22 protein-coding genes are annotated in these 21,768 nt (G+C 68.0%); 18 read left to right on the top strand and 4 right to left on the bottom strand.

Annotated features, from left to right (window positions below):
- Positions 1-83: 83 nt before the first annotated feature.
- The 12 genes from AT700_RS17125 (at position 84) to AT700_RS17070 (ending at position 10,328) form a co-directional block, all read left to right on the top strand.
- A complete protein-coding gene (locus tag AT700_RS17125) occupies positions 84-1,106 on the top strand; it encodes an NAD(P)H-dependent glycerol-3-phosphate dehydrogenase (protein ID WP_003097883.1) in 1,023 nt (340 codons plus the stop codon).
- Positions 1,107-1,119: 13 nt separating this feature from the next.
- A complete protein-coding gene (locus AT700_RS17120; protein ID WP_003097882.1) occupies positions 1,120-1,461 on the top strand; it encodes a DUF4389 domain-containing protein in 342 nt (113 codons plus the stop codon).
- Positions 1,458-1,922, top strand: a complete 465-nt coding sequence (gene sixA, locus AT700_RS17115; protein WP_003117751.1) for a phosphohistidine phosphatase SixA — start codon at positions 1,458-1,460, stop codon at positions 1,920-1,922. The genes AT700_RS17120 and sixA overlap by 4 nt, the downstream gene beginning before the upstream one ends.
- Positions 1,923-2,048: 126 nt before the next feature.
- Positions 2,049-3,716: an AMP-binding protein gene (locus AT700_RS17110; RefSeq protein ID WP_003097876.1), complete on the top strand. Its 1,668-nt coding sequence runs from the start codon at positions 2,049-2,051 to the stop codon at positions 3,714-3,716.
- Between the two features lie 49 nt (positions 3,717-3,765).
- Complete coding sequence (locus AT700_RS17105; RefSeq protein ID WP_003087490.1) at positions 3,766-4,203, top strand: hotdog fold thioesterase; 438 nt, start codon at positions 3,766-3,768, stop codon at positions 4,201-4,203.
- Positions 4,204-4,260: 57 nt separating this feature from the next.
- Positions 4,261-5,085, top strand: coding sequence for an AraC family transcriptional regulator (locus tag AT700_RS17100; RefSeq protein ID WP_016851771.1), 825 nt, complete (start codon positions 4,261-4,263; stop codon positions 5,083-5,085).
- A gap of 40 nt (positions 5,086-5,125) precedes the next feature.
- Positions 5,126-5,767 carry a LysE family translocator gene (locus AT700_RS17095; protein WP_003117750.1) on the top strand — a complete coding sequence of 214 codons (642 nt, stop codon included), beginning with the start codon at positions 5,126-5,128 and terminating at the stop codon, positions 5,765-5,767.
- Between the two features lie 101 nt (positions 5,768-5,868).
- Complete coding sequence (locus tag AT700_RS17090; RefSeq protein WP_003097869.1) at positions 5,869-6,681, top strand: alpha/beta fold hydrolase; 813 nt, start codon at positions 5,869-5,871, stop codon at positions 6,679-6,681.
- On the top strand, positions 6,678-7,538 hold the full coding sequence (locus AT700_RS17085) for an alpha/beta fold hydrolase (protein WP_003097867.1): 861 nt from the start codon (positions 6,678-6,680) through the stop codon (positions 7,536-7,538). Before AT700_RS17090 ends, AT700_RS17085 begins: the two co-directional genes overlap by 4 nt.
- A 79-nt stretch (positions 7,539-7,617) precedes the next feature.
- Positions 7,618-8,280, top strand: a complete 663-nt coding sequence (locus AT700_RS17080; protein WP_003114590.1) for a glutathione S-transferase family protein — start codon at positions 7,618-7,620, stop codon at positions 8,278-8,280.
- A gap of 8 nt (positions 8,281-8,288) precedes the next feature.
- On the top strand, positions 8,289-9,095 hold the full coding sequence (locus AT700_RS17075; RefSeq protein ID WP_048521153.1) for a DUF4892 domain-containing protein: 807 nt from the start codon (positions 8,289-8,291) through the stop codon (positions 9,093-9,095).
- 165 nt (positions 9,096-9,260) lie between these two features.
- Positions 9,261-10,328 (top strand): AI-2E family transporter, encoded by a 1,068-nt coding sequence (locus AT700_RS17070; protein WP_003097861.1) that lies wholly within the window; start codon positions 9,261-9,263, stop codon positions 10,326-10,328.
- 51 nt (positions 10,329-10,379) lie between these two features.
- On the opposite strand, the gene AT700_RS17065 is transcribed toward AT700_RS17070, so the two are convergent.
- The 4 genes from AT700_RS17065 to AT700_RS17050 form a co-directional block, all read right to left on the bottom strand.
- A complete protein-coding gene (locus tag AT700_RS17065) occupies positions 10,380-11,654 on the bottom strand; it encodes a CynX/NimT family MFS transporter (RefSeq protein ID WP_003114593.1) in 1,275 nt (424 codons plus the stop codon).
- A 15-nt stretch (positions 11,655-11,669) separates the two neighbouring features.
- Positions 11,670-12,317, bottom strand: a complete 648-nt coding sequence (locus AT700_RS17060; protein WP_003122888.1) for a FadR/GntR family transcriptional regulator — start codon at positions 12,315-12,317, stop codon at positions 11,670-11,672.
- A gap of 137 nt (positions 12,318-12,454) precedes the next feature.
- Positions 12,455-13,984 carry a 3-hydroxyacyl-CoA dehydrogenase gene (locus tag AT700_RS17055; RefSeq protein ID WP_048521152.1) on the bottom strand — a complete coding sequence of 510 codons (1,530 nt, stop codon included), beginning with the start codon at positions 13,982-13,984 and terminating at the stop codon, positions 12,455-12,457.
- 3 nt (positions 13,985-13,987) lie between these two features.
- Positions 13,988-14,773, bottom strand: a complete 786-nt coding sequence (locus AT700_RS17050; RefSeq protein ID WP_003087516.1) for an enoyl-CoA hydratase — start codon at positions 14,771-14,773, stop codon at positions 13,988-13,990.
- Between the two features lie 241 nt (positions 14,774-15,014).
- Here AT700_RS17050 and AT700_RS17045 point away from each other — a divergent pair, with 241 nt between their 5' ends.
- The 6 genes from AT700_RS17045 (at position 15,015) to kdpC (ending at position 21,761) form a co-directional block, all read left to right on the top strand.
- Complete coding sequence (locus AT700_RS17045; protein WP_003097851.1) at positions 15,015-15,881, top strand: IclR family transcriptional regulator; 867 nt, start codon at positions 15,015-15,017, stop codon at positions 15,879-15,881.
- A 54-nt stretch (positions 15,882-15,935) separates the two neighbouring features.
- On the top strand, positions 15,936-17,090 hold the full coding sequence (locus AT700_RS17040; RefSeq protein WP_003144825.1) for an acyl-CoA dehydrogenase family protein: 1,155 nt from the start codon (positions 15,936-15,938) through the stop codon (positions 17,088-17,090).
- A 187-nt stretch (positions 17,091-17,277) separates the two neighbouring features.
- Entirely contained in the window at positions 17,278-17,367 is a 90-nt protein-coding gene (locus AT700_RS17035; RefSeq protein WP_003097848.1) for a K(+)-transporting ATPase subunit F, read from the top strand.
- A 10-nt stretch (positions 17,368-17,377) separates the two neighbouring features.
- Positions 17,378-19,072 (top strand): potassium-transporting ATPase subunit KdpA, encoded by a 1,695-nt coding sequence (gene kdpA, locus AT700_RS17030; protein ID WP_003087524.1) that lies wholly within the window; start codon positions 17,378-17,380, stop codon positions 19,070-19,072.
- 11 nt (positions 19,073-19,083) lie between these two features.
- Positions 19,084-21,156 (top strand): potassium-transporting ATPase subunit KdpB, encoded by a 2,073-nt coding sequence (gene kdpB, locus AT700_RS17025; RefSeq protein WP_003087527.1) that lies wholly within the window; start codon positions 19,084-19,086, stop codon positions 21,154-21,156.
- A 53-nt stretch (positions 21,157-21,209) separates the two neighbouring features.
- A complete protein-coding gene (gene kdpC, locus AT700_RS17020) occupies positions 21,210-21,761 on the top strand; it encodes a potassium-transporting ATPase subunit KdpC (RefSeq protein ID WP_003120424.1) in 552 nt (183 codons plus the stop codon).
- Positions 21,762-21,768 lie beyond the last annotated feature (7 nt).

Here is a 21,768-nt window from a genome sequence, read left to right as displayed (position 1 = left end):
AGCGCCGGCGTCAAGACTGGTCGGCCGGCTGGCCGACCGTATAATGGCGTGATTGCCGCGTGGCGGCCAGAAATGGATGAATCATGACAGAGCAGCAACCGATTGCCGTGCTCGGCGGCGGCAGTTTCGGCACCGCCATCGCCAACCTGCTGGCCGAGAACGGCCAGGCGGTCCGCCAGTGGATGCGCGACCCGGAGCAGGCCGAGGCGATCCGCAGCCGACGCGAGAACCCGCGCTACCTGAAAGGGGTCAAGGTGCATCCCGGGGTCGAGCCGGTCACCGACCTGGAGCGCACCCTGGCCGATTGCCAACTGATCTTCGTCGCCTTGCCCTCCAGCGCCCTGCGCAAGGTGCTGCAACCACATCAGGCGGCATTGACGGACAAGCTGCTGGTGAGCCTGACCAAGGGCATCGAGGCGCACACCTTCAAGCTGATGAGTGAGATCCTCGAGGAAATCGCCCCGCAAGCCCGCATCGGGGTGATTTCCGGCCCGAACCTGGCGCGCGAGATCGCAGAGCACGAGCTGACCGCCACGGTGGTCGCCAGCGAGGACGACGAGCTGTGCGCCCGCGTCCAGGCGGCCCTGCACGGCCGCACCTTCCGCGTCTACGCCAGCCGCGACCGCTTCGGAGTGGAACTCGGCGGTGCGCTGAAGAACGTCTACGCGATCATGGCCGGCCTGGCCGCGGCGATGGACATGGGCGAGAACACCCGCAGCATGCTGATTACCCGCGCGCTGGCGGAAATGACCCGGTTCGCCGTCAAGCTCGGTGCCAACCCGATGACCTTTCTCGGCCTCGCCGGCGTCGGCGACCTGATCGTCACCTGTTCCTCGCCGAAGAGCCGCAACTACCAGGTCGGCCACGCCCTCGGCGAGGGGCTCAGTCTGGAGGAGGCGGTATCGCGCATGGGCGAGACCGCGGAGGGTGTGAACACTCTCAAGGTACTCAAGGAAAAGTCCGACGAGATGCAGGTGTACATGCCGCTGGTCGCCGGTCTCCATGCGATCCTCTTCGAAGGCCGCACCCTGGCGCAGGTCATCCAGCTGCTGATGCGCGGCGAGCCGAAGACCGACGTCGATTTCATTCCCACCACCGGCTTCTGACGAGGAGACCGCCATGTCCGCAGACCCGCAAGCACGCGAATCGATCGCCATCCGCATCCTCTGGATGCTGCTGTTCGTCCTGGTCTGGCAGGTCGCCGAACTGCTCCTCGGGGCGGTGGTGGTGATCCAACTGGTCTACCGACTGATCTACGGCGCGCCGAACGGCAGCCTGATGGCTTTCGGCGACAGCCTCAGCCAGTACCTGGCGCAGATCGGCCGTTTCGGTACCTTCCACAGCGACGAGAAACCCTGGCCGTTCGCCGACTGGCCGAGCGCCCGCGCCGCCGAGGGCGAGGCCGCCCACAGCGTGCCGCCCGCCGCGCACCCGGCGCGCGACGAAGAGCCGAAGTTGTGAAACTCTGGCTGTTGCGCCACGGCGAGGCCGAACCGCACGCCAGCCGGGATTCCGAGCGGCGCCTGACCGCCCATGGACGCAAGGAGGTGCTGCAGAGCGCCGCGCGGCTGGCCGGGTTGCCGCTGGACGGGATTCTCGCCAGCCCCTACGTGCGCGCCCAGCAGACCGCCGAGCTGGTGCGCGAGGCACTGGGCCTGGTCGAGCCGGTCGGCACCGCGCCCTGGTTGACCCCCGACGACGATCCGCGCGAGGTGCTCGGTTTCCTCGACGAGCGCAGCGAGCGCAATCTCCTGCTGGTCAGCCACCAGCCCCTGGTCGGGGCGCTGGGCGGTCTGCTGGTGCATGGCAACCGGCGCGATCCGTTGCCGATGAGCACTGCCTCGCTGGCCGAGCTGGAAGGCGACTTCGCCGCCGCCGGGCTGATGACCCTGGTCTCGCTGCATCACCCGCGGCACGGCTAGGAAGCGCCTGGCACAACGACTACAAACCGAAACATTTCCCGGCTTGCCTGCGGTTGGCTGTGATGGAATATTCGACCAAGCAAGTGCTTGGTCGATCTCCCAGAACAACAACAACGGAGGCGGTACGTGGTCACTGCAAATCGTCTGCCGCTCGAAGTCTTCTTCGAGCGCGAAAAGCGTCATCCGCAACGGCGTTACCTGGTGCAGCCCATCGGTGGCGGCCGGGTCGAGGAGCTGAGCTGGGGCGAGGTGGGCGACCAGGCGCGGCGTGCAGCCGCCTGGTTGCGCAGCCTGGATCTCCCCGCCGGCAGCCGTATCGCGATCATCTCGAAGAACTGTGCGCACTGGATCGTCACTGACCTGGCGATCTGGATGGCCGGGCACGTTTCCGTCCCCCTCTATCCCAATCTCACCGCCGAGTCGGCGCGCCAGGTGCTGGAGCATTCCGAGTCGGCGGTGGTCTTCGTCGGCAAGCTCGACGACTGGCCGGCGATGGCGCCCGGAGTCCCCGAGGGCATACCGACCGTGGCCATGCCGTTGCACCCGGAAGGGCGTTTCGACCGCCAGTGGAGCGACCTACAGGCCTGCGCGCCGCTCGAAGGCGACACGCCGACCGCCGCCGAGCAACTCGCCACCCTGATCTACACCTCCGGAACCACCGGCGTGCCCAAGGGGGTGATGCACAACTTCAGCAGTTTCGCCTTCGCCGCCAGCCGCGGCGTGGAACTGTTCGGCACCCGCGAAGACGACCGGATGCTCTCCTACCTGCCGCTGTGCCACGTGGCGGAGCGGATGTTCGTCGAGATGGGGTCGCTCTACGGGGGAACCACGGTGTTCTTCGCCGAAAGCCTGGACACCTTCGTCGAGGACATGAAGCGTGCGCGGCCGACCCTGCTGTTCGGCGTGCCGCGCATCTGGACCAAGTTCCAGATGGGGGTGTATTCGAAGATGCCGGCGCAGAAGCTCGACCGCCTGCTGAAGCTGCCGATCCTCGGCCGCATCGTCGGTCGCAAGGTGCTCGCCGGGCTAGGCCTGGACGCGGTGCGCTACGCGCTCTGCGGCGCGGCGCCGGTACCCGAGGCGCTGCTGCTCTGGTATCGCCGCCTGGGCCTGGATGTGCTCGAGGTCTACGGGATGACCGAGAACAGCGGTTACTCCCACGTCTGCCGGCCCGGCAGGCAGAAGACCGGCTGGATCGGCCAGAACAGCCCCGGCGTCGAGGTACGCATCAGCGACGAGGGCGAGGTGCAGGTGCGTAGCGGCGCGACCATGGTCGGCTACTACAAGGAGCCGGAGAAGACCGCCGAGGTGCTCACCGCCGACGGTTTCCTGCGCACCGGCGACAAGGGCGAGCAGGACGCCGAAGGCAACCTGCGCCTGACCGGGCGGATGAAGGAAATCTTCAAGACCAGCAAGGGCAAGTACGTGGCGCCGGCGCCGATCGAGAACCGCCTGGCGGTACACGATCGCATCGAGCAGGTCTGCGTGGTCGGCGAGGGCCTCAGCGCGCCGTTGGGGCTCTGCGTGCTCTCCGAGGTCGGTCGCCGGGAGGCCCTCAACGGGACCCGCGGGGCGCTGGAAAGCAGCCTGCGGGCGCACCTGGAACAGGTCAACGGTGCGCTTGACAAGCACGAGCGCCTGGTCGGCCTGGTCCTGGTGCAGGAAACCTGGGCGGTGGACAACGGTTTCCTCACGCCGACCTTGAAGATCAAGCGCAATATGGTGGAAGGTGCCTATGGCTCGCGCTTCCACGAATGGGTGGAACGCCGCGAGGCCGTGCTCTGGCACGAATGACTCCCACCGACGGGAAGCCCTTGGCTTCCCCCTTGCGCAAGGAATTCCCATGAGCCTCTGGCGACAAACGCCCGACCTGGAGCAACTGAACGCCTCGCAGAAGAACAGCATCGGCGACCTGCTTGGCATCCGCTTCGAAGCCTTCGACGACGAGTCGCTGACCGCCAGCATGCCGGTCGACTCGCGTACCCACCAGCCGTTCGGCCTGCTGCATGGCGGCGCCTCGGTGGTCCTCGCGGAAAGCCTGGGCTCGATGGCCAGCTACCTGTGCGTCGATACCAGCCAGTACTACTGCGTCGGCCTGGAAGTGAACGCCAACCACCTGCGTGGCCTGCGCAGCGGCCGGGTCACCGCGGTGGCCAGGGCGATCCACCTGGGGCGCACCACCCATGTCTGGGACATCCGCCTCAGTGGCGACGACGGCAAGCCGAGCTGCATCGCCCGCCTGACCATGGCGGTGGTGCCATTGGCGGGCAGGGCGGGCTGAGCGCGGTCCGCAATTTTGTCCAAGATCGTTCCGTCCCGCGGGCGGTAGAGTAGCGGGATGGAACAGGTCACCCATCTCAGCAGCGGGATTCCCGGCGTACGCCTGATAGACGCCGAGCACAACCGCTTTTCCTTTCCCCGGCACTTCCACCTGGAGTACCACATCGGCTTGCTGTTGCAGGGCCGGCATCGCTATGCCGCCGGCGGCGAACGGCGCCTGGCCGGGGCCGGCGACGCGTTGCTGATGGCGCCGGAAAGCATCCACGACGGCAGCAGCGCCGGCGAGGAGGGCTACCGTATCCGCGTCCTGGCGCTCGATGCCGACTGGCTGGAGCGCGCCAGCCGTGACTTCAGCGACGGCCGTCGGGGGGCGCCGCGTCTGACCAGTAGCCTGGTCCGCGACGAGCGTCTGCAGCAGCGCCTGCGTCAGTTGCACCTGGGCATGCTCGGCGGAGCGGCGGCGCTGGAGAACCGTCTGGCCCTGGAAGAGCACCTCTGGCAGGCGCTGGCCTGCCTGCTCAGCCTGGGCAGCAGCCTGCGCCTGGAGGAGGGCGACCGGGAAGGCTTCGGCCAGCGCGACTGGACGCGGCTGCGCGACTGGCTGGAGTCGCGCCTGGAGTACCCGCCGAACCTGGAGGAACTGGCCGCCTTCTGCGGCCTGAGCCCCTGGCAGGTGCTGCGGCGCTTCCGCCGTCACTGCGGCCTGCCGCCCCACCAGTGGCTGACCCAACTGCGCCTGGAGCGCGCCTTGCCGCTGGTTCTGCGCGGCGAGCAGCCATTGAGCCAGGTGGCCCAGCAGTTCGGTTTCTACGACCAGGCGCACTTCAGCCGTCTGTTCCGGCGCACCTATGGGTTACCGCCGGCGCGCCTGCGCCAGCGCTGATTCGCGTTTTCCTTTCCGATCCCTTTTTCGTGGAGTAGCCATGCAGGAATTGTCTGTCTTGCTGACCCTGGCGGCGGTGTTCGCCATAGCCCTGGTCAGCCCCGGTCCCGATGTCGCCCTGGTGGTGCGCACGTCCCTGCACCAGGGGCGGCGGGCCGGCCTGGCCAGCGCGCTGGGGCTGGCCTGCGGGATTCTCCTGCATACCACCCTGGTGCTGACCGGCGTGTCGCTGCTGCTCAGCCGTACGCCTGTGCTGTTCGCCATCCTGCAGGCGCTCGGCGCGCTGTACCTGGCCTGGCTCGGCGTCGGCGCGCTGCGCGCCTGGCTGCGGCGCGGCGACGGCCAGCCGGGCCGGCTCGACGGGGCACTGCCGCCGTCGCCCCTGGGGCCCTGGCTGCGCGGAGTGGCGACCAATCTGTTCAATCCCAAGGCGCTGGTGTTCTTCATCGCCTTGCTCGGCAGCCTGATTCCCGCGCAGATGTCGCTCGGCGGCAAACTGGCGGTGGCGGCGCTGCTGTTCGGCATGGGCGCCTGCTGGTTCGGCCTGCTCAGCCTGACCCTTACCCGCCCGGCCCTGCAGACCCGCCTGTTGCGCGCGGTGCCCTGGCTGGACGCGGCCTGCGGGGTGGTGTTCCTGCTGGTGGCGGCGGCGATCCTCGAGCATCTCGTCCGCTCTGCCTGAGGTTTTGGCCGCTTCGCCGTGCAAGGCAGCCGGCAAAGCCATTGCCGCCTCGGCGAGGCTGCCGGAGAATCCCTGGCATCAGCCCTGTCGAGACGTCGCGCATGTCGCAATCGGTTTTCTTCGCCCACGCCAACGGCTTCCCGTCGGCTACCTACGCCAAGCTGTTCGAGGCGTTGGCGCCGGAGTATCGGGTGGATCACCTGGAAATGCACGGGCACGACCCGCGTTTTCCGGTGAACGACAACTGGGACAACCTGGTGGACGAACTGCTGCACCACCTCGCCAGCCTGGAACAGCCGGTCTGGGGCGTCGGCCATTCCCTCGGCGGCGTGCTGCACTACCACGCGGCGCTGCGCCGGCCGGAACTCTACCGCGGCGTGGTGATGCTCGATTCGCCGGTGCTGACCCTCGCCGACCGCCTGGTGATCCGTGCCGCCAAGCGCTTCGGCTTCATCGACCGGATCACTCCGGCCGGGCGCACCCTGGGGCGTCGCGAGGCGTTCCCCGACCTGGAAGAGGCGCGGGCGTACTTCTCCGGCAAGGCGCTGTTCCGCCGCTTCGACCCCGATTGCCTGGAGGCCTACGTACGCCACGGGCTGGCCGACAGCGGCGGCGGTTCCGGCCTGCGCCTGCGCTTCGATCCGGCCACCGAGATCAGCATCTACCGTAGCGTGCCGCACAGCAGCCCAGGGCGTCCACGACAGTTGCAGGTGCCGCTGGCGATGGTGCGCGGGCGGCACAGCAAGGTGGTGTTGCCGCACCACACCCGGCTGATCCGGGCGATGCCGCGCGGCGAGTTCATGTCGCTGCCCGGCGGCCACATGTTCCCGCTGGAGCGCCCGCGGGAAACCGCCGAACTGCTGAAAGGCGTGTTCGATCGCTGGTCGCGGGCGACCGAGGAGCGTTCGGCATGAGCCTGCAGGTCGAGGAAGTACGCATCAGCCTGCCGCACATCGAACTGGCCGCGCATCTGTTCGGTCCGCCGGACGGCAAGCCGGTGATCGCCCTGCATGGCTGGCTGGACAACGCCATGAGCTTCTCGCGCCTGGCGCCGAAGCTCGCCGGGCTGCGTATCGTCGCCCTCGACTTCGCCGGCCACGGGCATTCCGCGCATCGTGCCGAGGGCGCCAGCTACCTGCTCTGGGACTACGCGCTGGACGTGCTGATGGTGGCCGAGCAACTGGGCTGGGAGCGTTTTTCCCTGTTGGGGCACTCGATGGGCGCCATCGTCTCGGTGCTGCTCGCCGGGGCCTTGCCCGAGCGCATCGAGCGGCTGGCGTTGATCGATGGCCTGATTCCCTACACTGGCGAAGCCGACAAGGCGCCGCAGAAGCTCGGCGAAGCGCTGAAGGCGCAACTGGCGCTACGCCACAAGCGCAAGCCGGTCTATGCCGAGCTGGAAAAAGCCGTGGAAGCGCGGATGCGCGGGGTTGGCGAGATCTCCCGGGAGGCCGCCGAACTGCTCGCCCAGCGCGGCCTGGAACCGGTGCCCGGTGGCTATACCTGGCGCACCGACGCGCGCCTGACCCTACCGTCGCCGCTGCGCCTGACCCAGGCCCACGCGCTGAACTTCGTGCGCAGCGTGGAATGCCCGGTCAGCCTGGTGCTGGCCGAACAGGGCATGCTGGCGGTGGAGCCGCGCATGCGGGCGCTGCTGGAGACCCTGCCGTTCGAGCGGCACCACCTGCCGGGCGGGCATCACCTGCATCTGGACGATGAGGCCGGGGCGCAGGCGGTGGCCAGGGTCTTCGCGGCCTTCTTCGCGCGCTGAAACACCGGCTTGCCGTTGTTTCCTTGACTATTCCGGGTCCAGCCGTAAGGCTGGACGGATCGTTACGGAGAGTCACCGCATGATCGATCTCTACACCGCCGCCACGCCGAACGGCCACAAGGTTTCCATCGCCCTCGAGGAAATGGGCCTGCCCTACAGGGTGCACGCGCTGTCGTTCGACAAGAAGGAGCAGAAGGCTCCGGAATTCCTCAGGATCAATCCCAACGGCCGCATCCCGGCCATCGTCGACCGCGACAACGACGACTTCGCCGTCTTCGAGTCGGGCGCGATCCTCATCTACCTCGCCGAGAAGACCGGGCAACTGATGCCCACCGACGTCAAGGGCCGCTCGCGGGTGATCCAGTGGCTGATGTTCCAGATGGGCGGGGTCGGCCCGATGCAGGGGCAGGCCAACGTGTTCTTCCGTTATTTCCCGGAGAAGTTGCAGGGCGCCATCGACCGCTACCAGCATGAGACCCGGCGCCTCTACGAAGTTCTCGACGGTCGCCTGGGCGAGGCCGAGTACCTCGCCGGCGACTACAGCATTGCCGATATCGCCACCTATCCCTGGGTGCGCATCCACGACTGGTCCGGTGTCGCCGTCGACGGGCTGGACAACCTGCAGCGCTGGATCGCCGCCATCGAGGCGCGTCCCGCGGTGCAGCGCGGACTGCTGGTGCCGCGGCGGGAGAAGGAGGGCGACGACGCCATCCGTACCGCCCAGTCGATGCTGACCCGTTGAGGGCCGGTATGCGAGGGTTCCTGTTGCTATCCCTGGGCGTTTTCAGCTTTTCGGCGCTGGCCGCCGACCTTCCCGGCAGCCATGACCTGGACATCCTGCCGCGCTTCCCGCGCGCCGAGATCGTCGACTTCCGTCAGGCGCCGAGTGAGGAACGGATCTACCCGCTAGGGGCGATCAGTCGCATCAGCGGTCGCCTGCGCATGGAGGGCGAGGTGCGCGCCGAAGGCGAGCTGACCGCACTGACCTACCGCTTGCCGCCCGAGCACAGCAGCCAGGAGGCGTTCGCCGCGGCGCGCACCGCGCTGCTCAAGGCCGACGCCACGCCGTTGTTCTGGTGCGAGCGACGCGACTGCGGCTCCAGCAGCCTGCTGGCCAACGCCGTGTTCGGCAATGCCAAGCTGTACGGCCCGGACGAGCAGCAGGCCTACCTGCTGGTGCGTCTGGCGGCGCCGCAGGAGAACAGCCTGGTGGCGGTCTACTCGATCACCCGTGGCAATCGCCGCGCCTACCTGCAGGCCGAGGAGCTCAAGGCCGATGCGCCGCTGGCGGAACTGCTGCCGAGCCCGGCGACCCTGCTGCGCCTGCTCAAGGCCAACGGCGAACTGACCCTCAGCCATGTGCCGGCGGAGCCGGCCGGCTCCTGGTTGGAGCTGCTGGTGCGGACCCTGCGCCTGGATACCGGGGTGCGGGTCGAGCTGTCCGGCAAGCACGCCCAGGAGTGGCGCGACGCCCTGCGCGGGCAGGGCGTGCTGAACAGCCGCATGGATCTGGGCCAGTCGGAGGTCGAGGGCCTGCACCTCAACTGGCTGCGTTGAACGCGTTCGCCCGGGCCTGCGGGCCCGGGCGATGGCGAAAATGCCTTCGGCAAGGCCGCCCGCCAGAGTAGACTGCCTTTCCCCCGCGCCCCACGCTCCGGCTGGAAACGGCGCACGCCGAGCGCTGTCTATCGGTGTATCCCCCTTTGAGGAAGGCCTGCCTTGATGTTCGATAACGATCGGCTGTTGCTTCGCGTGCTGCTGTTCGGTCTGCTCGGTGCCAGTCTCTGGGTGCTGGCGCCATTCTGGTCGGCGCTGTTCTGGGCCGCGGTGCTGGCTTTCGCCAGTTGGCCGCTGATGCGCATGCTCACGCGCCTGCTCGGTGGCCGCGAGTCGCTGGCGGCGGGCCTGCTGACCCTGGGCTGGATCGTCCTGGTGGCATTGCCGCTGATCTGGCTCGGCTTCGGCCTGGCGGACAACGTTCGCTCGCTGATGGAGCTGCTGAAGAATCTCCAGGTCGAGGGCCTGCCGCCGCCGCCTTCGTGGATGGCCGGCGTACCGCTGATCGGCGACCGCCTGATCGGCTGGTGGGACTCCATCGACCAACAGGGCGTGGCGTTCTTCTACGTGCTCAAGCCCTATGTCGGCGAGGTCGGCAACTGGCTGCTGGCGCGCAGCGCGAAGATCGGCGGAGGGATCCTGGAACTGGTCCTCAGCCTGATCCTGATCTTCTTCTTCTACCGCGACGGGCCGCGCCTGGAGTCCATCGTCCACCGTGCCCTGGAGCGCCTGATCGGCAACCGCGCGGAGCACTATCGCGACCTTGTCGCCGGCACCGTACAGCGGGTGGTCAACGGGGTGATCGGTACCGCCGCGGCGCAAGCCCTGCTGGCCTGGATCGGCTTCATGATCGCCGGCGTACCGGGAGCCATGCTGCTCGGCCTGCTGACCTTCGCCTGCAGCCTGCTGATGGTCCCGCCGCTGGTCTGGGGTCCGGCCACCGCCTGGCTGTTCTTCAAGGGCGACTATGGCCACGGGGTGTTCCTCGGCCTGTGGGGCTTCTTCATCATCAGCGGGGTGGACAACATCCTCAAACCCTACCTGATCAGCCGTGGCGGCAACCTGCCGCTGGTGGTGGTGCTGCTCGGGGTATTCGGCGGCCTGCTGGCGTTCGGCTTCATGGGCCTGTTCCTCGGCCCGATCCTGCTGGCAGTGGCCTACAACCTGCTCAGCGACTGGATCGCCAGCACGCCGCGGACGCCGCCCGCCGAAGGGCGCGGCCCGGATGCCTGAGTGACGAAGGAGAAAAAGCCCCGCGATGCGGGGCTTTTTGCGTCTGCGGGGCTACAGGTGTTCGCTGCGGGCCCCCACGTACTGGCTGCGCCCGGCGCCGAGGCCGAACAGGGTGGCGGCGATGGCGACGCCGATGAAGATATAGCCGACCGCGTTCCAGCCGCCGGTCAGGTCGTGGACCACGCCGACCATGAACGGCCCCATGGCCGCCAGGGTGTAGCCGACGCCCTGGGCCATGCCCGACAGATGCGAGGCGACGTGGGCGTCGCGCGAGCGCAGGACGATCAGCGCCAGGGCGATGCTGAAGGTACCGCCCTGGCCGAGGCCGAGCAGGACCGCCCAGCCCCAGATGGTCTGCAGCGGCGCATAGAGGAAGCCGAGCAGGCCGGCGAGGGTGGTCGCCATCACCAGCACCACCGCCAGGCGCTGGTCCCTGGCGCGAGCGGCGAGCCAGGGCGCGAGCAGGGCGGTGATCAGTTGCAGCATCACCGAGCCGGACAGCACCAGGCCGGCTTCCACCGCAGTCATGCCGCGGTCGATCAGGATCGACGGCAGCCAACCGAAGACGATGTAGGCCAGGGACGATTGCAGGCCCATGTACAGCGTGACCTGCCAGGCCAGCGGGTCGCGCCACAGGCCGATGACACGGAAGGCCTGGCGATGGGCGTGCTGGCCCTGGCGGGTCTGCGGCAGCCAGAAGGCGGCGGCGAGGATCGCCGGCAGCGACCAGAACGCCAGCGCCAGTTCCCAGTTGCCGAAGAGCTTCTCCAGCGGCGCGGTAGCGCCGGCGGCGAGCGCTGCGCCCAGGCACAGGGCCATGGTGTAGACCCCGGTCATCACCCCGGCCTGGCGCGGGAAGTCGCGTTTGACGATGCCCGGCAGGAGCACGCCGATGATGCCGATGCTGGCGCCGGCCAGGACGCTGCCGGCGAACAGGCCGAACACCGGGAACAGGCTGCGCAGGACGATGCCGCCGGCCAGGCAGAAGAGGATCAGCAGCACACTGCGCTCGGCGCCGATACGCCGGGCCAGGCGCGGCGCGAGCGGCGCGAACAATCCCAGGCAGAGTACCGGCGCGGTGGTCAGCAGGCCGGCGGCAGCGGCCGAGAGGCCGGTATCGTCGCGCACCTGGTTGAGCAGGGGGGCGAGGCTGGACAGCGCCGGGCGCAGGTTCAGCGCCACCAGCACCAGGCCCAGCAGGAGCAGCCAGGGGCGTAGTGGCGGCGCCGGCGGAACTGGTTCGTCGTCGACTTCGGCATCGATCAGCAGTTCTTCCGGAGGATGGCCGGGATGCGCTCCCGGCCGGGCATTCAAGGCGTGAGTCATGGGTCTGTCCCGGGTTCAGATCAGCAGTGCGCGGTTGGCCGCGGCGGCAGCGTCCGGGTCTCCGCGTTCTATGGCGTCGAGCAGTTGCTGGTGCAGCTCGAAGCAGGGCTGGGCCCTTTGTGGGTCGGCCATGGTGCGTTCCAGCGAGGTCCGGATGACCTGCGAGAAGTAGCGGTAGAGTTCGCTGAGCACCGGATTGTGGGCGGCATCGACCATCCGTTGGTGGAAGCGGACGTCGTGCTCGATGTAGTCCTGCAGGTCGTCGCTGCCGTAGCGCTGGCGCGAAGCGTCGAGATGCTCGCGCAATGCGCTCAGGTCGCTGTCGTCGCGGCGAACGGCAGCCAGGCGCGCCGCCTCGATCTCGATCATCCCGCGTGCCTCCAGGGAGTGCTGCACCGCGCTGCGCGCCAGCACCAGCATGGTTTCCAGCGGATCGGCGCAGGCGCGCACGTAGGTGCCGTCGCCCTGGCGGACTTCCAGCACGCCGGAGAAGGTCAGCACGCGCACCGCTTCGCGCACGGTGTTGCGGCTCATGCCGAGCAGCTCGGCGAGTTCCGGCTCCGGCGGCAGGCGCTGGCCGAGCGGCCAATGGCCGGCGTCGATGCGCTGGCGGATCTGCTCCAGGGCGATGTCCACCAGGGAGCGCTTGAGGGGAATGGTCACGGAAGAAACATCCAATCATCGGATGAATTTGCGCGCAGGATACCTCGGCAGCTGCAAGCCCGGAAAGCGTCGCTCGGGGAAAAAGCGTTGGCCTGGCGGCGAGACGCATGGCGCTGCGTCGCCAGGTCGCCGATGCGTCAGCCTACCGCGGCGGTTTCGCCGGCGCGCAGGGACATGCCCAGTTGCGCTCGTCGGCGCAGCCAGGGACTGGGCCGGTAGCGCGGGTCACCGGTAAGCGCCTGCAGGCGCTGGAGAATGCTCAGCAGGCGCCGCGGGCCGAGGCGGTCGCCCCATTCCAGCGGGCCGTGGGGATAGCCGAGGCCGAGGTGCACCGCCTGGTCGATATCCTCGACGCTGGCAATGCCCTGCTGGGCGATGTCGCAGGCGAGGTTGACGATCATCGCCAGTACCCGCTGGACGACGAAGCCGGGACTGTCGCGCAGCACCGTGACCCCGGCGCCGTCGCCAGCCAGTAGCGCGTGGGCGGCGTCGCGCATGGCCGGGGTAGTCAGTGGCGAGAGCATCAGGCAGCGCCGGCGCTCGAGGTCGCAGAGCAGGTCGATGCCGACGCTGCGCTCGGCGGGACAGGCGAAGCGCTGCACGGCGCTGCTCAGGTCCTCGCCCCAGGCGGCCAGCAGGCAGAGCGCTGCGGCGGAAGGGCGTTCGCCGGTTTCCGGCTCGACGCCGAGGCGATGCAGCAGTTCGGCGAGCGTGCGGCGGTCGTCCTCGTTTTCGCAGCCCAGCCACACCGGGGGCCGGATGGCGGCCTGCGGCACCGGTTGCGGACCGGGCTTGTCCTGCGGCTGGCCGCCGACGTAGCGATAGAAGCCCTGGCCGCTCTTGCGCCCGAGACGGCCGGCGGCGAGCAACTGGCGGGTCAGCGGGTGCGGGCGGTAGCGCGGTTCCTGGTAGTACTGCTGGTAGATCGATTCCATTACCGGGTGCGACACGTCGAGGCCGGTAAGATCGAGCAGTTCGAACGGCCCCATGCGGAAGCCGGCACACTCGCGCAGCACACGGTCGATCTCGGCGCATTCGGCGACGCCTTCGCCGAGGATGCGCAGGGCCTCGGTGCCATAGGCGCGGCCGGCATGGTTGACGATGAAGCCGGGGCTGTCCTTGGTCCGTACGCCGCGGTGGCCCAGGCGCGCGGCGAGGGCGAGCAGGGCGTCGCCGACTTCCGGAGCGCTGGCCAGGCCGTCGACCACCTCGACCACGCGCATCAGCGGCACCGGGTTGAAGAAGTGAAAGCCGGCGACCCGCTGCGGCCGCTCGCAGGCGGCGGCGATGGCGGTGATCGACAACGACGAGGTATTGCTGGCGAGGATGGTCTCCGGCGCGACTATGGCTTCCAGCCGGCGCAGCAATTCCTGCTTGGCCTCCAGGCGCTCGACGATGGCCTCCACCACCAGTTCGCAGTCGCCCAGTTGTTCCAGGCGTTCCGCCACCCGCAGCCGGTTTTGCGCGGCCTCGGCGTCGGCGGCGCTCAGCTTGCCTTTGCCGCACAGGCTCTCGAAGGTCTGCCGCAGGCGCTGGCGTGCCTCGGCGGCGGCCTCGGCGCGGCTGTCGAACAGCCACACAGTCAGGCCGGCCTGGGCGGCGATCTGGGCGATCCCGGTGCCCATCGCACCGGTACCGACCACGGCGATACAACGAATATCGGGCATCGTCTATTTCCCCTGGTAGTTCGGCGGGCGTTTCTCCAGGAAGGCGTGCATGCCTTCCTTCTGGTCCTGCGAGTCGAACAGCAACTGGAACGCCTTGCGTTCCAGGGCCAGGGCACTGTCCAGCGGCAGGTCGGCACCGGCCAGGACCACCTCCTTGATCTGCGCCAGCGCCAGAGGGGGCAGGCGGGCGATCTCCGTGGCCAGTTCCAGGGCGCGCGCCAGCGTCGACTCGTCCGCCACCACTTCGCTGACCAGGCCCATGGCCAGCGCTTGCGGAGCCTTCACCAGGCAGCCGGTGAACAGCATGCGCAGCGCCTGGAACTTGCCCACCGCCCGTACCAGGCGCTGGGTGCCGCCGGCACCCGGCATCACCCCGACCTTGATCTCCGGCTGGGCGAACTGTGCCGACTCGCCGGCGACGATCAGGTCGCAATGCATCGCCAGTTCGCAGCCGCCGCCCAGGGCGAAGCCGTTGACCGCGGCGATCACCGGCTTCGGGCAGCGCGCGATGGCTTCCCAGTAGCGCTCGCTGTGGCGGCCGTACAGGCCGATCGCCGTGCTCGTCGAGAGATCGCGGAGATCGGCGCCAGCTGCAAAGCAGCGCGAGTCGCCGGTGAGCACGATGACGCGGATCGCCGGATCCGCGCCGAGCGTCTGGAAGTGGCTGGCGAGGCGCTGGCGCACTTCGTCGTTCAGCGCGTTCCTGGCTTGCGGACGATTGAGGCGAAGCAGGGCGATATCGGCTGCGGGAAATTCGAGCAGGACCACGGGCGAAGGATCGGCGGACATGGAAGCTCCGATGAATTGATATTTCGCTATGCGAAATATAGTTTCATGATTTATCGAAAATAATCAGCGCCAGCCGGGGCGTTGTAAATACTCGCGTCGGATTTTGGACGATCTACTTATACAATTTACTGTTTTAAAAGGATTTTATTTTCGTTGTTGAAAGTGCATGGGTTCTTCTATTAGTTTCGCTATGCGAAATATGATTTTGTTTTATTGATTTTTTGAAAAAGAGGTCCCTACTATGCGCGGCAACGACGAGCGCCGGAGTCCGGCGGAAGGTGCCAGTACGGAAGCGGAAGTGTCCGCCTTCGAAGCTGTGCTGATCGACCCGATGCAGGAGAAAGACGAGGAACTCAAGGACCGCCAGTTCGTCACCGCGCTGGCCCGCGGGTTGGAATTGCTGCGCTGTTTCACACCACGGGAAAGCCTGCTGGGCAACCAGGAACTGGCGAAGAAGACCGGCCTGCCGAAGCCGACGGTGTCGCGTCTGACCCACACCCTGACCCGGCTGGGCTATCTGCGTCACCTGCCGCATAGCGGCAAGTACCAGTTGGAAGTGGGGGTGATGTCGTTCGGCTACGCGATGCTCTCGAACCTGTCGATTCGCGCGCTCGCCCGCCCTTTGATGGAAGAGATGGCCGGCTACGCCAAGGCCGCGGTGGCCATGGCGGCCCGCGACCGGCTGAGCATGGTCTACCTCGACGTGGTGCATGGCGAGGCCAACCTGACCATGCGTCGCCAGGTCGGCAGCCACCTCTCGCTGCACCGCAGCGCGATCGGCCGGGCCTGCCTGGCGGCGATGCCGGAGGACGAGCGGGAGTTCATCCTCGGGCACATCCGCAAGCGCCACCCGGAAGACTGGCCGGAAGTGCGCAAGGGGCTGGAGCGGGCCTTCCGCGACTATGCCGACTACGGCTTCTGCCTGTCGCTCGGCGAGTGGCAACGCGACGTCAACGCGGTGGGCGTGGCCTTGCACCACGAGAGCCATGGGCTGCTGGCGTTCAACTGCGGCGGGCCGAGTTTCCACCTCAAGCGCGAGAAACTGGAGGACGACATCGGCCCGCGCCTGCTGCACATGGTCCACAACATCGAGGCCGCCACCCGCTGACCGAGGCCGGTGACGGAATCATGGCAACCGGCCTAAGGGCCTATTGGAGTGAGCATGATTCGTGATCCGGAAACCCTGAACCTGCTGCTGGACAGCATCCGCCAGTTCGTCCGCGAAAGCCTGGTGCCTCATGAGCAGGAGGTGGCGGAAACCGACCGCATCCCCGAGGCGATCATCGCCCGCATGCGCGAGATGGGCCTGTTCGGCCTGTCGATCCCGGAGGCCTACGGCGGCCTCGGGGTGACCATGGAGGAAGAGGTGAGCATCGCCTTCGAACTGGGGCGGACCTCGCCGGCGTTCCGTTCGCTGCTGGGCACCAACAATGGCATCGGCTCCCAGGGCATCGTCATCGACGGCACCGAAGAACAGAAGCGGCGCTACCTGCCGCGCCTGGCGTCGGGCGAACTGCTCAGTTCGTTCTGCCTCACCGAACCGGACTCCGGTTCCGACGCCGCCTCGCTGAAGACCACGGCGGTGCGTGACGGCCAGCACTACGTGCTCAACGGTACCAAGCGCTTCATCACCAACGCCCCGCAGGCCGGCATCTACACCGTGATGGCACGCACCAACCCGGCGATCCGTGGCGCCGGCGGAATCTCCGCTTTCGTCGTCGAGCGCGGTACGCCCGGGCTGTCCCTGGGCAAGCCGGATCGCAAGATGGGACAGAAGGGCGCGCATACCTGTGACGTGATCTTCGACGACTGCCGGGTGCCTGCCAGCCAGTTGATCGGCGGGGTCGAGGGCGTCGGCTTCAAGACCGCGATGAAGGTGCTCGACAAGGGCCGCCTGCACATCGCCGCGGTCTGCGTGGGGGTCGCCGAGCGGATGCTCGAGGATGCGTTGCGCTATGCCCTGGAACGCAAGCAGTTCGGCCAGCCGATCGCCGAGTTCCAGTTGATCCAGGCAATGCTCGCCGACAGCAAGGCCGAAGCCTACGCGGCGCGCTGCATGGTCATCGACGCCGCGCGGCAGCGCGACGAAGGCCGCGATGTCGGTACCGAGGCGTCCTGCGCCAAGCTGTTCGCCTCGGAAATGTGCGGCCGCGTCGCCGACCGCGCGGTGCAGATCTTCGGCGGCGCCGGCTATATCGGCGACTATGGGATCGAGCGCTTCTATCGCGACGTGCGACTGTTCCGCATCTACGAGGGCACCACGCAGATCCAGCAACTGCTGATCGCCCGCAACATGATCCGCGCCGCCCAGGGCTAGCGTCGATCCTTCGCCTTGTCACCGGCCGTGGCGCAGTCCCCGGCCGGTTGCTCTCCCAGGCGCTGTCCGCGCCACTCTTTACGCTTTCTTTATGCCGTCCGACGCGGCCCGGAATCGCTTCTTTACGCCCCCTTTGCGGAGACTTTCCCTCAAGCGGCAGAGGCCGTTCGAAGGAGAGATCGCACACATGACCGTTCTGGATTGGTTGTCCCTGGCCCTGGCCACGGGACTGTTCGTCTATTTGCTGGTGGCGCTGCTACGCGCCGACCGTGCCTAGGGGAGGGCACATGAACAGCCACGAGATTCTCTTGATCCTGGCCTTTTTCGCCCTGGTCCTGGTGCCTGCACCGTTCCTCGGGCGCTACTGCTTCAAGGTGATGGAAGGCCAACGCAATCTCCTCAGCGCGCCGCTGGCGCCACTGGAGCGCGTCTGCTATCGCCTGTTCGGCGTCGATCCGGCGAGCGAGCAGGACTGGAAGACCTACACCCTGGCGCTGCTGGCATTCAACCTGGCCGGCCTGGTCCTGCTGTTCTCGATCCTCATGCTGCAGGGCAGCCTGCCGCTGAACCCGCAGCACCTGCCGGGCCTGGAATGGACCCTGGCGTTCAACACCGCGGTCAGTTTCGTCACCAACACCAACTGGCAGGCCTACAGCGGCGAGGCCTCGCTGAGCTACTTCAGCCAGATGGTCGGCCTTACGGTGCAGAACTTCGTCAGCGCGGCGGTCGGCCTCTGCGTGCTGGTGGCCCTGGCGCGCGGCATCAGCCGCCGCTCCACGCGGCAGCTGGGCAACTTCTGGGTCGACCTGACCCGCGGCACCCTCTACGTGCTGCTGCCGCTGTGCCTGCTGCTGGCGTTGCTGCTGGTCTGGCAGGGCGTGCCGCAGACCTTCTTCGACTACGTCCATGCCACCACCTTGCAAGGCGCCGAGCAGACCATCCCGCTCGGCCCGGCGGCCAGCCAGATCGCCATCAAGCAACTGGGCACCAACGGCGGCGGCTTCTTCGGCGTCAACTCGACTCATCCGTTCGAGAACCCGAGTGCCTGGAGCAACCTGTTCGAAGTGGCCTCGATCATCCTGATCCCGGCGGCGCTGGTATTCACCTTCGGCCATTACGTGAAGGACCTGCGCCAGAGCCGCGCGATCCTCGGCTGCATGCTGCTGCTGTTCTGCCTCGGCCTGGGCTTGTCGCTGTGGGCCGAATACCAGCCGAACCCGGCGCTGGCGCAGTTGCCGGTCGAGCAGGGCGCACCGATGGAGGGCAAGGAGAGTCGCTTCGGCACCGCCGCCAGCATGCTCTGGGCGATCACCACCACCGCCGCCTCGAACGGCTCGGTGAACGCCATGCACGATAGCCTGAGCCCCCTGGGCGGCATGCTGCCGCTGCTGAACATGATGCTCGGCGAGGTGATCTTCGGCGGCGTCGGCGCCGGCCTCTACGGCATGCTGCTGTTCGTCCTGATCGCGGTGTTCCTCGCCGGCCTGATGGTCGGGCGGACGCCGGAGTACCTGGGCAAGAAGCTCGAGGCGAAGGAGGTCCGCCTGCTGGTCTTCACCCTGCTGGTGATGCCTGTCGGCGTGCTGGTGCTCGGCGCCATTGCCGCCAGCCTGCCGGGACCGGCCTCGGCGGTGACCAACCCCGGCCCGCACGGTTTCAGCCAACTGCTCTACGCCTACACCTCGGGGAGCGCCAACAACGGCTCGGCGTTTGCCGGTTTCGGTGCCAACACGCCGTTCCACAACCTGATGATCGGCCTGGCCATGCTCATCGGCCGCTTCGGCTACATCCTGCCGATCCTCGCCATCGCCGGCAGCCTGGCGGCGAAGAAGGCCAGCCCGGTGGGGCCGAACAGTTTCCCGACCCATGGTCCGCTGTTCGTCAGCCTGCTCACCGTGACCATCCTGCTGGTCGGCGGCCTGACCTTCCTGCCGACCCTGGCCCTCGGCCCGATCGCTGAACAACTGAGCCTCGGCTTCTGAAGGAATCGCACATGAACGCTCAGACCCAGGCGTCCAAGAACGCCTTGCACAAATCGCTCGAACGTCGCCACAACGCGTCCACCAGCCTCGCCGCCTTGTGGCGGCCGGCGCTGCTGCAAGCCTTCGTCAAGCTCGACCCGCGCCAGTTGCTGCGCTCGCCGGTGATGCTGGTGGTCGAACTGACCGCCGTGCTCACCACCTTGCTGTGCTTCGTCCCCGACCAGGCGGTGCCGACCTCGGTGGCGCTGCAGATCGCCCTCTGGCTGTGGTTCACCGTGCTCTTCGCCAACTTCGCCGAAGCGCTAGCCGAGGGGCGTGGCAAGGCCCGCGCGGACAGTCTCAAGGCCGGCAGCCAGGGCCTCTCCGCCAATAAGCGGCGCGCCGACGGCAGTTTCGAGAGCGTCGCTGCCAGCAGCCTGCGCAAGGGCGACGTGGTACGGGTCCAGGCCGGCGAGATGATTCCCGGCGACGGCGAAGTCATCGAAGGCGTGGCGGCGGTCAACGAGGCCGCCATCACCGGTGAATCGGCGCCGGTGATCCGCGAGTCCGGCGGCGACCGCTCGGCGGTGACCGGCAACACCCAGGTGGTGTCCGACTGGCTGCTGGTGCGGATCGGCGCCAACCCGGGCGAGTCGACCCTGGACCGGATGATCGCCCTGGTGGAAGGCGCCAAGCGGCAGAAGACCCCCAACGAAGTGGCGCTGGACATCCTGCTGATCGGCCTGACCCTGATCTTCCTGCTGGTGGTGGTAACCCTCAAGCCGTTCGCCCTGTTCGCCGGCGGCAACCTGCCGCTGGTGTTCCTGGTGGCGCTGCTGGTGACGCTGATCCCGACCACCATCGGCGGCCTGCTCTCGGCCATCGGCATCGCCGGCATGGACCGCCTGGTGCGCCTGAACGTGATCGCCAAGTCCGGTCGCGCGGTGGAGGCGGCCGGCGACGTCCACGTGCTGCTGCTCGACAAGACCGGCACCATCACCTTCGGCAACCGCCGCTGCAGCGCGCTGTACGCCGCGCCGGGGGTGAGCGGCAAGGAACTGGCCGAGGGCGCGTTGCTGGCCTCGCTGGCCGACGACACCCCGGAAGGCAAGTCGATCGTCGAATACCTGCGCATCCTGCATCCGATCGAGGAGCCGCGCCGCGAGGAGCTGACGCCGATCGCCTTCAGCGCGGAAACCCGCCTGTCCGGGGTCGACTGGAACGGCCAGGTGTACCGCAAGGGGGCGGTGGATGCGGCGCTGCGCTTCATCGACCTGCCGCGGGAGAAGATGCCCGAGGTGCTTTCGCGGGAGGTGGACAAGATCGCCCAGAGCGGCGGCACCCCGCTGCTGGTGGTAGCCAACGGCCGGCTGCTCGGCGCCATTCACCTGAAGGACGTGGTCAAGCCGGGCATTCGCGAGCGCTTCGCCGAACTGCGCCGGCTGGGCATCCGCACCGTGATGGTGACCGGCGACAACCCGCTGACCGCCGCTGCCATCGCCGCCGAGGCTGGGGTCGACGACGTGATCGCCGAGGCTACCCCGGAGAAGAAACTGGCGCGGATTCGCCAGGAGCAGGGCGAAGGTCGCCTGGTGGCGATGTGCGGCGACGGTGCCAACGACGCCCCGGCGCTGGCCCAGGCCGACGTCGGCATGGCCATGAACGACGGCACCCAGGCCGCCCGCGAGGCGGCCAACCTGGTCGACCTGGACAGCGACCCGACCAAGCTGCTCGACGTGGTCCAGGTGGGCAAGGAGTTGCTGGTCACCCGCGGCGCGCTGACCACCTTTTCCATCGCCAACGACGTGGCCAAGTACTTCGCCATCCTGCCGGCGCTGTTCGTCGGCATCTACCCGCAGCTCGACGTGCTCAACGTGATGCGCCTGCAAAGCCCGCAGAGCGCGATCCTGTCGGCCATCGTGTTCAACGCGCTGATCATCGTCGCGTTGATCCCATTGGCCTTGCGCGGCGTGCGGGTTCAGGCGGCGGACGCTTCGCAACTGCTGCAGCGCAACCTGCTGATCTATGGCGTCGGCGGCCTGGTGGCGCCGTTCCTCGGGATCAAGGCGATCGACCTGCTGCTGACCGCCGTCGGCCTGGCATGAACAACGGCCCTCGCCGTCGGGCGAGGGCCTGGGACTGAAGAGAGGATCTGCACATGTTCAAGCAACTCCGTCCGGCACTGGCGTCACTGCTGGTGCTCAGCATGGTCACCGGCGTGGCCTATCCGCTGCTGGTCACCGGTATCGCCCAACTGGCGTTCCCCGAGCAGGCCAATGGCAGCCTGCTGCGCGACGCCGAGGGCAAGGTGCTCGGCTCGCGGCTGATCGCGCAGAAGTTCGACGGCGAGGAGTGGTTCCATTCGCGGCCTTCGGCGGGCGACTACGCCACCGTTTCCAGTGCCGCGAGCAACCTGGCGCCGAGCAACCCGGCACTGGCCGAGCGCATCGCCAGGGACGCCGCCCAGGAGCGTATCGCCGACCAGGGGCCGGTGCCGCTGGCGCTGGTCACTACCTCCGGTAGCGGACTCGATCCGCAGCTGCCGCCGCAGGCCGCGCGTTACCAGGCGCTGCGGGTGGCCACGGCGCGCGGGCTGCCGCTGCGGCTGGTGGAAGACCTGGTGGAAAGCCACACCGAGCGGCCGCTGGTGGGGCCGGCGGTGGTCAACGTGCTGGCGCTGAACATGGCGCTGGCGGGGTTGAAGCGCTAGGTTTCCC

Origin of the sequence: Pseudomonas aeruginosa (assembly GCF_001457615.1) — a bacterium.
Classification (GTDB): Bacteria; Pseudomonadota; Gammaproteobacteria; order Pseudomonadales; family Pseudomonadaceae; genus Pseudomonas; species Pseudomonas aeruginosa.
This window is presented reverse-complemented; position numbering and strand designations above follow the sequence as displayed.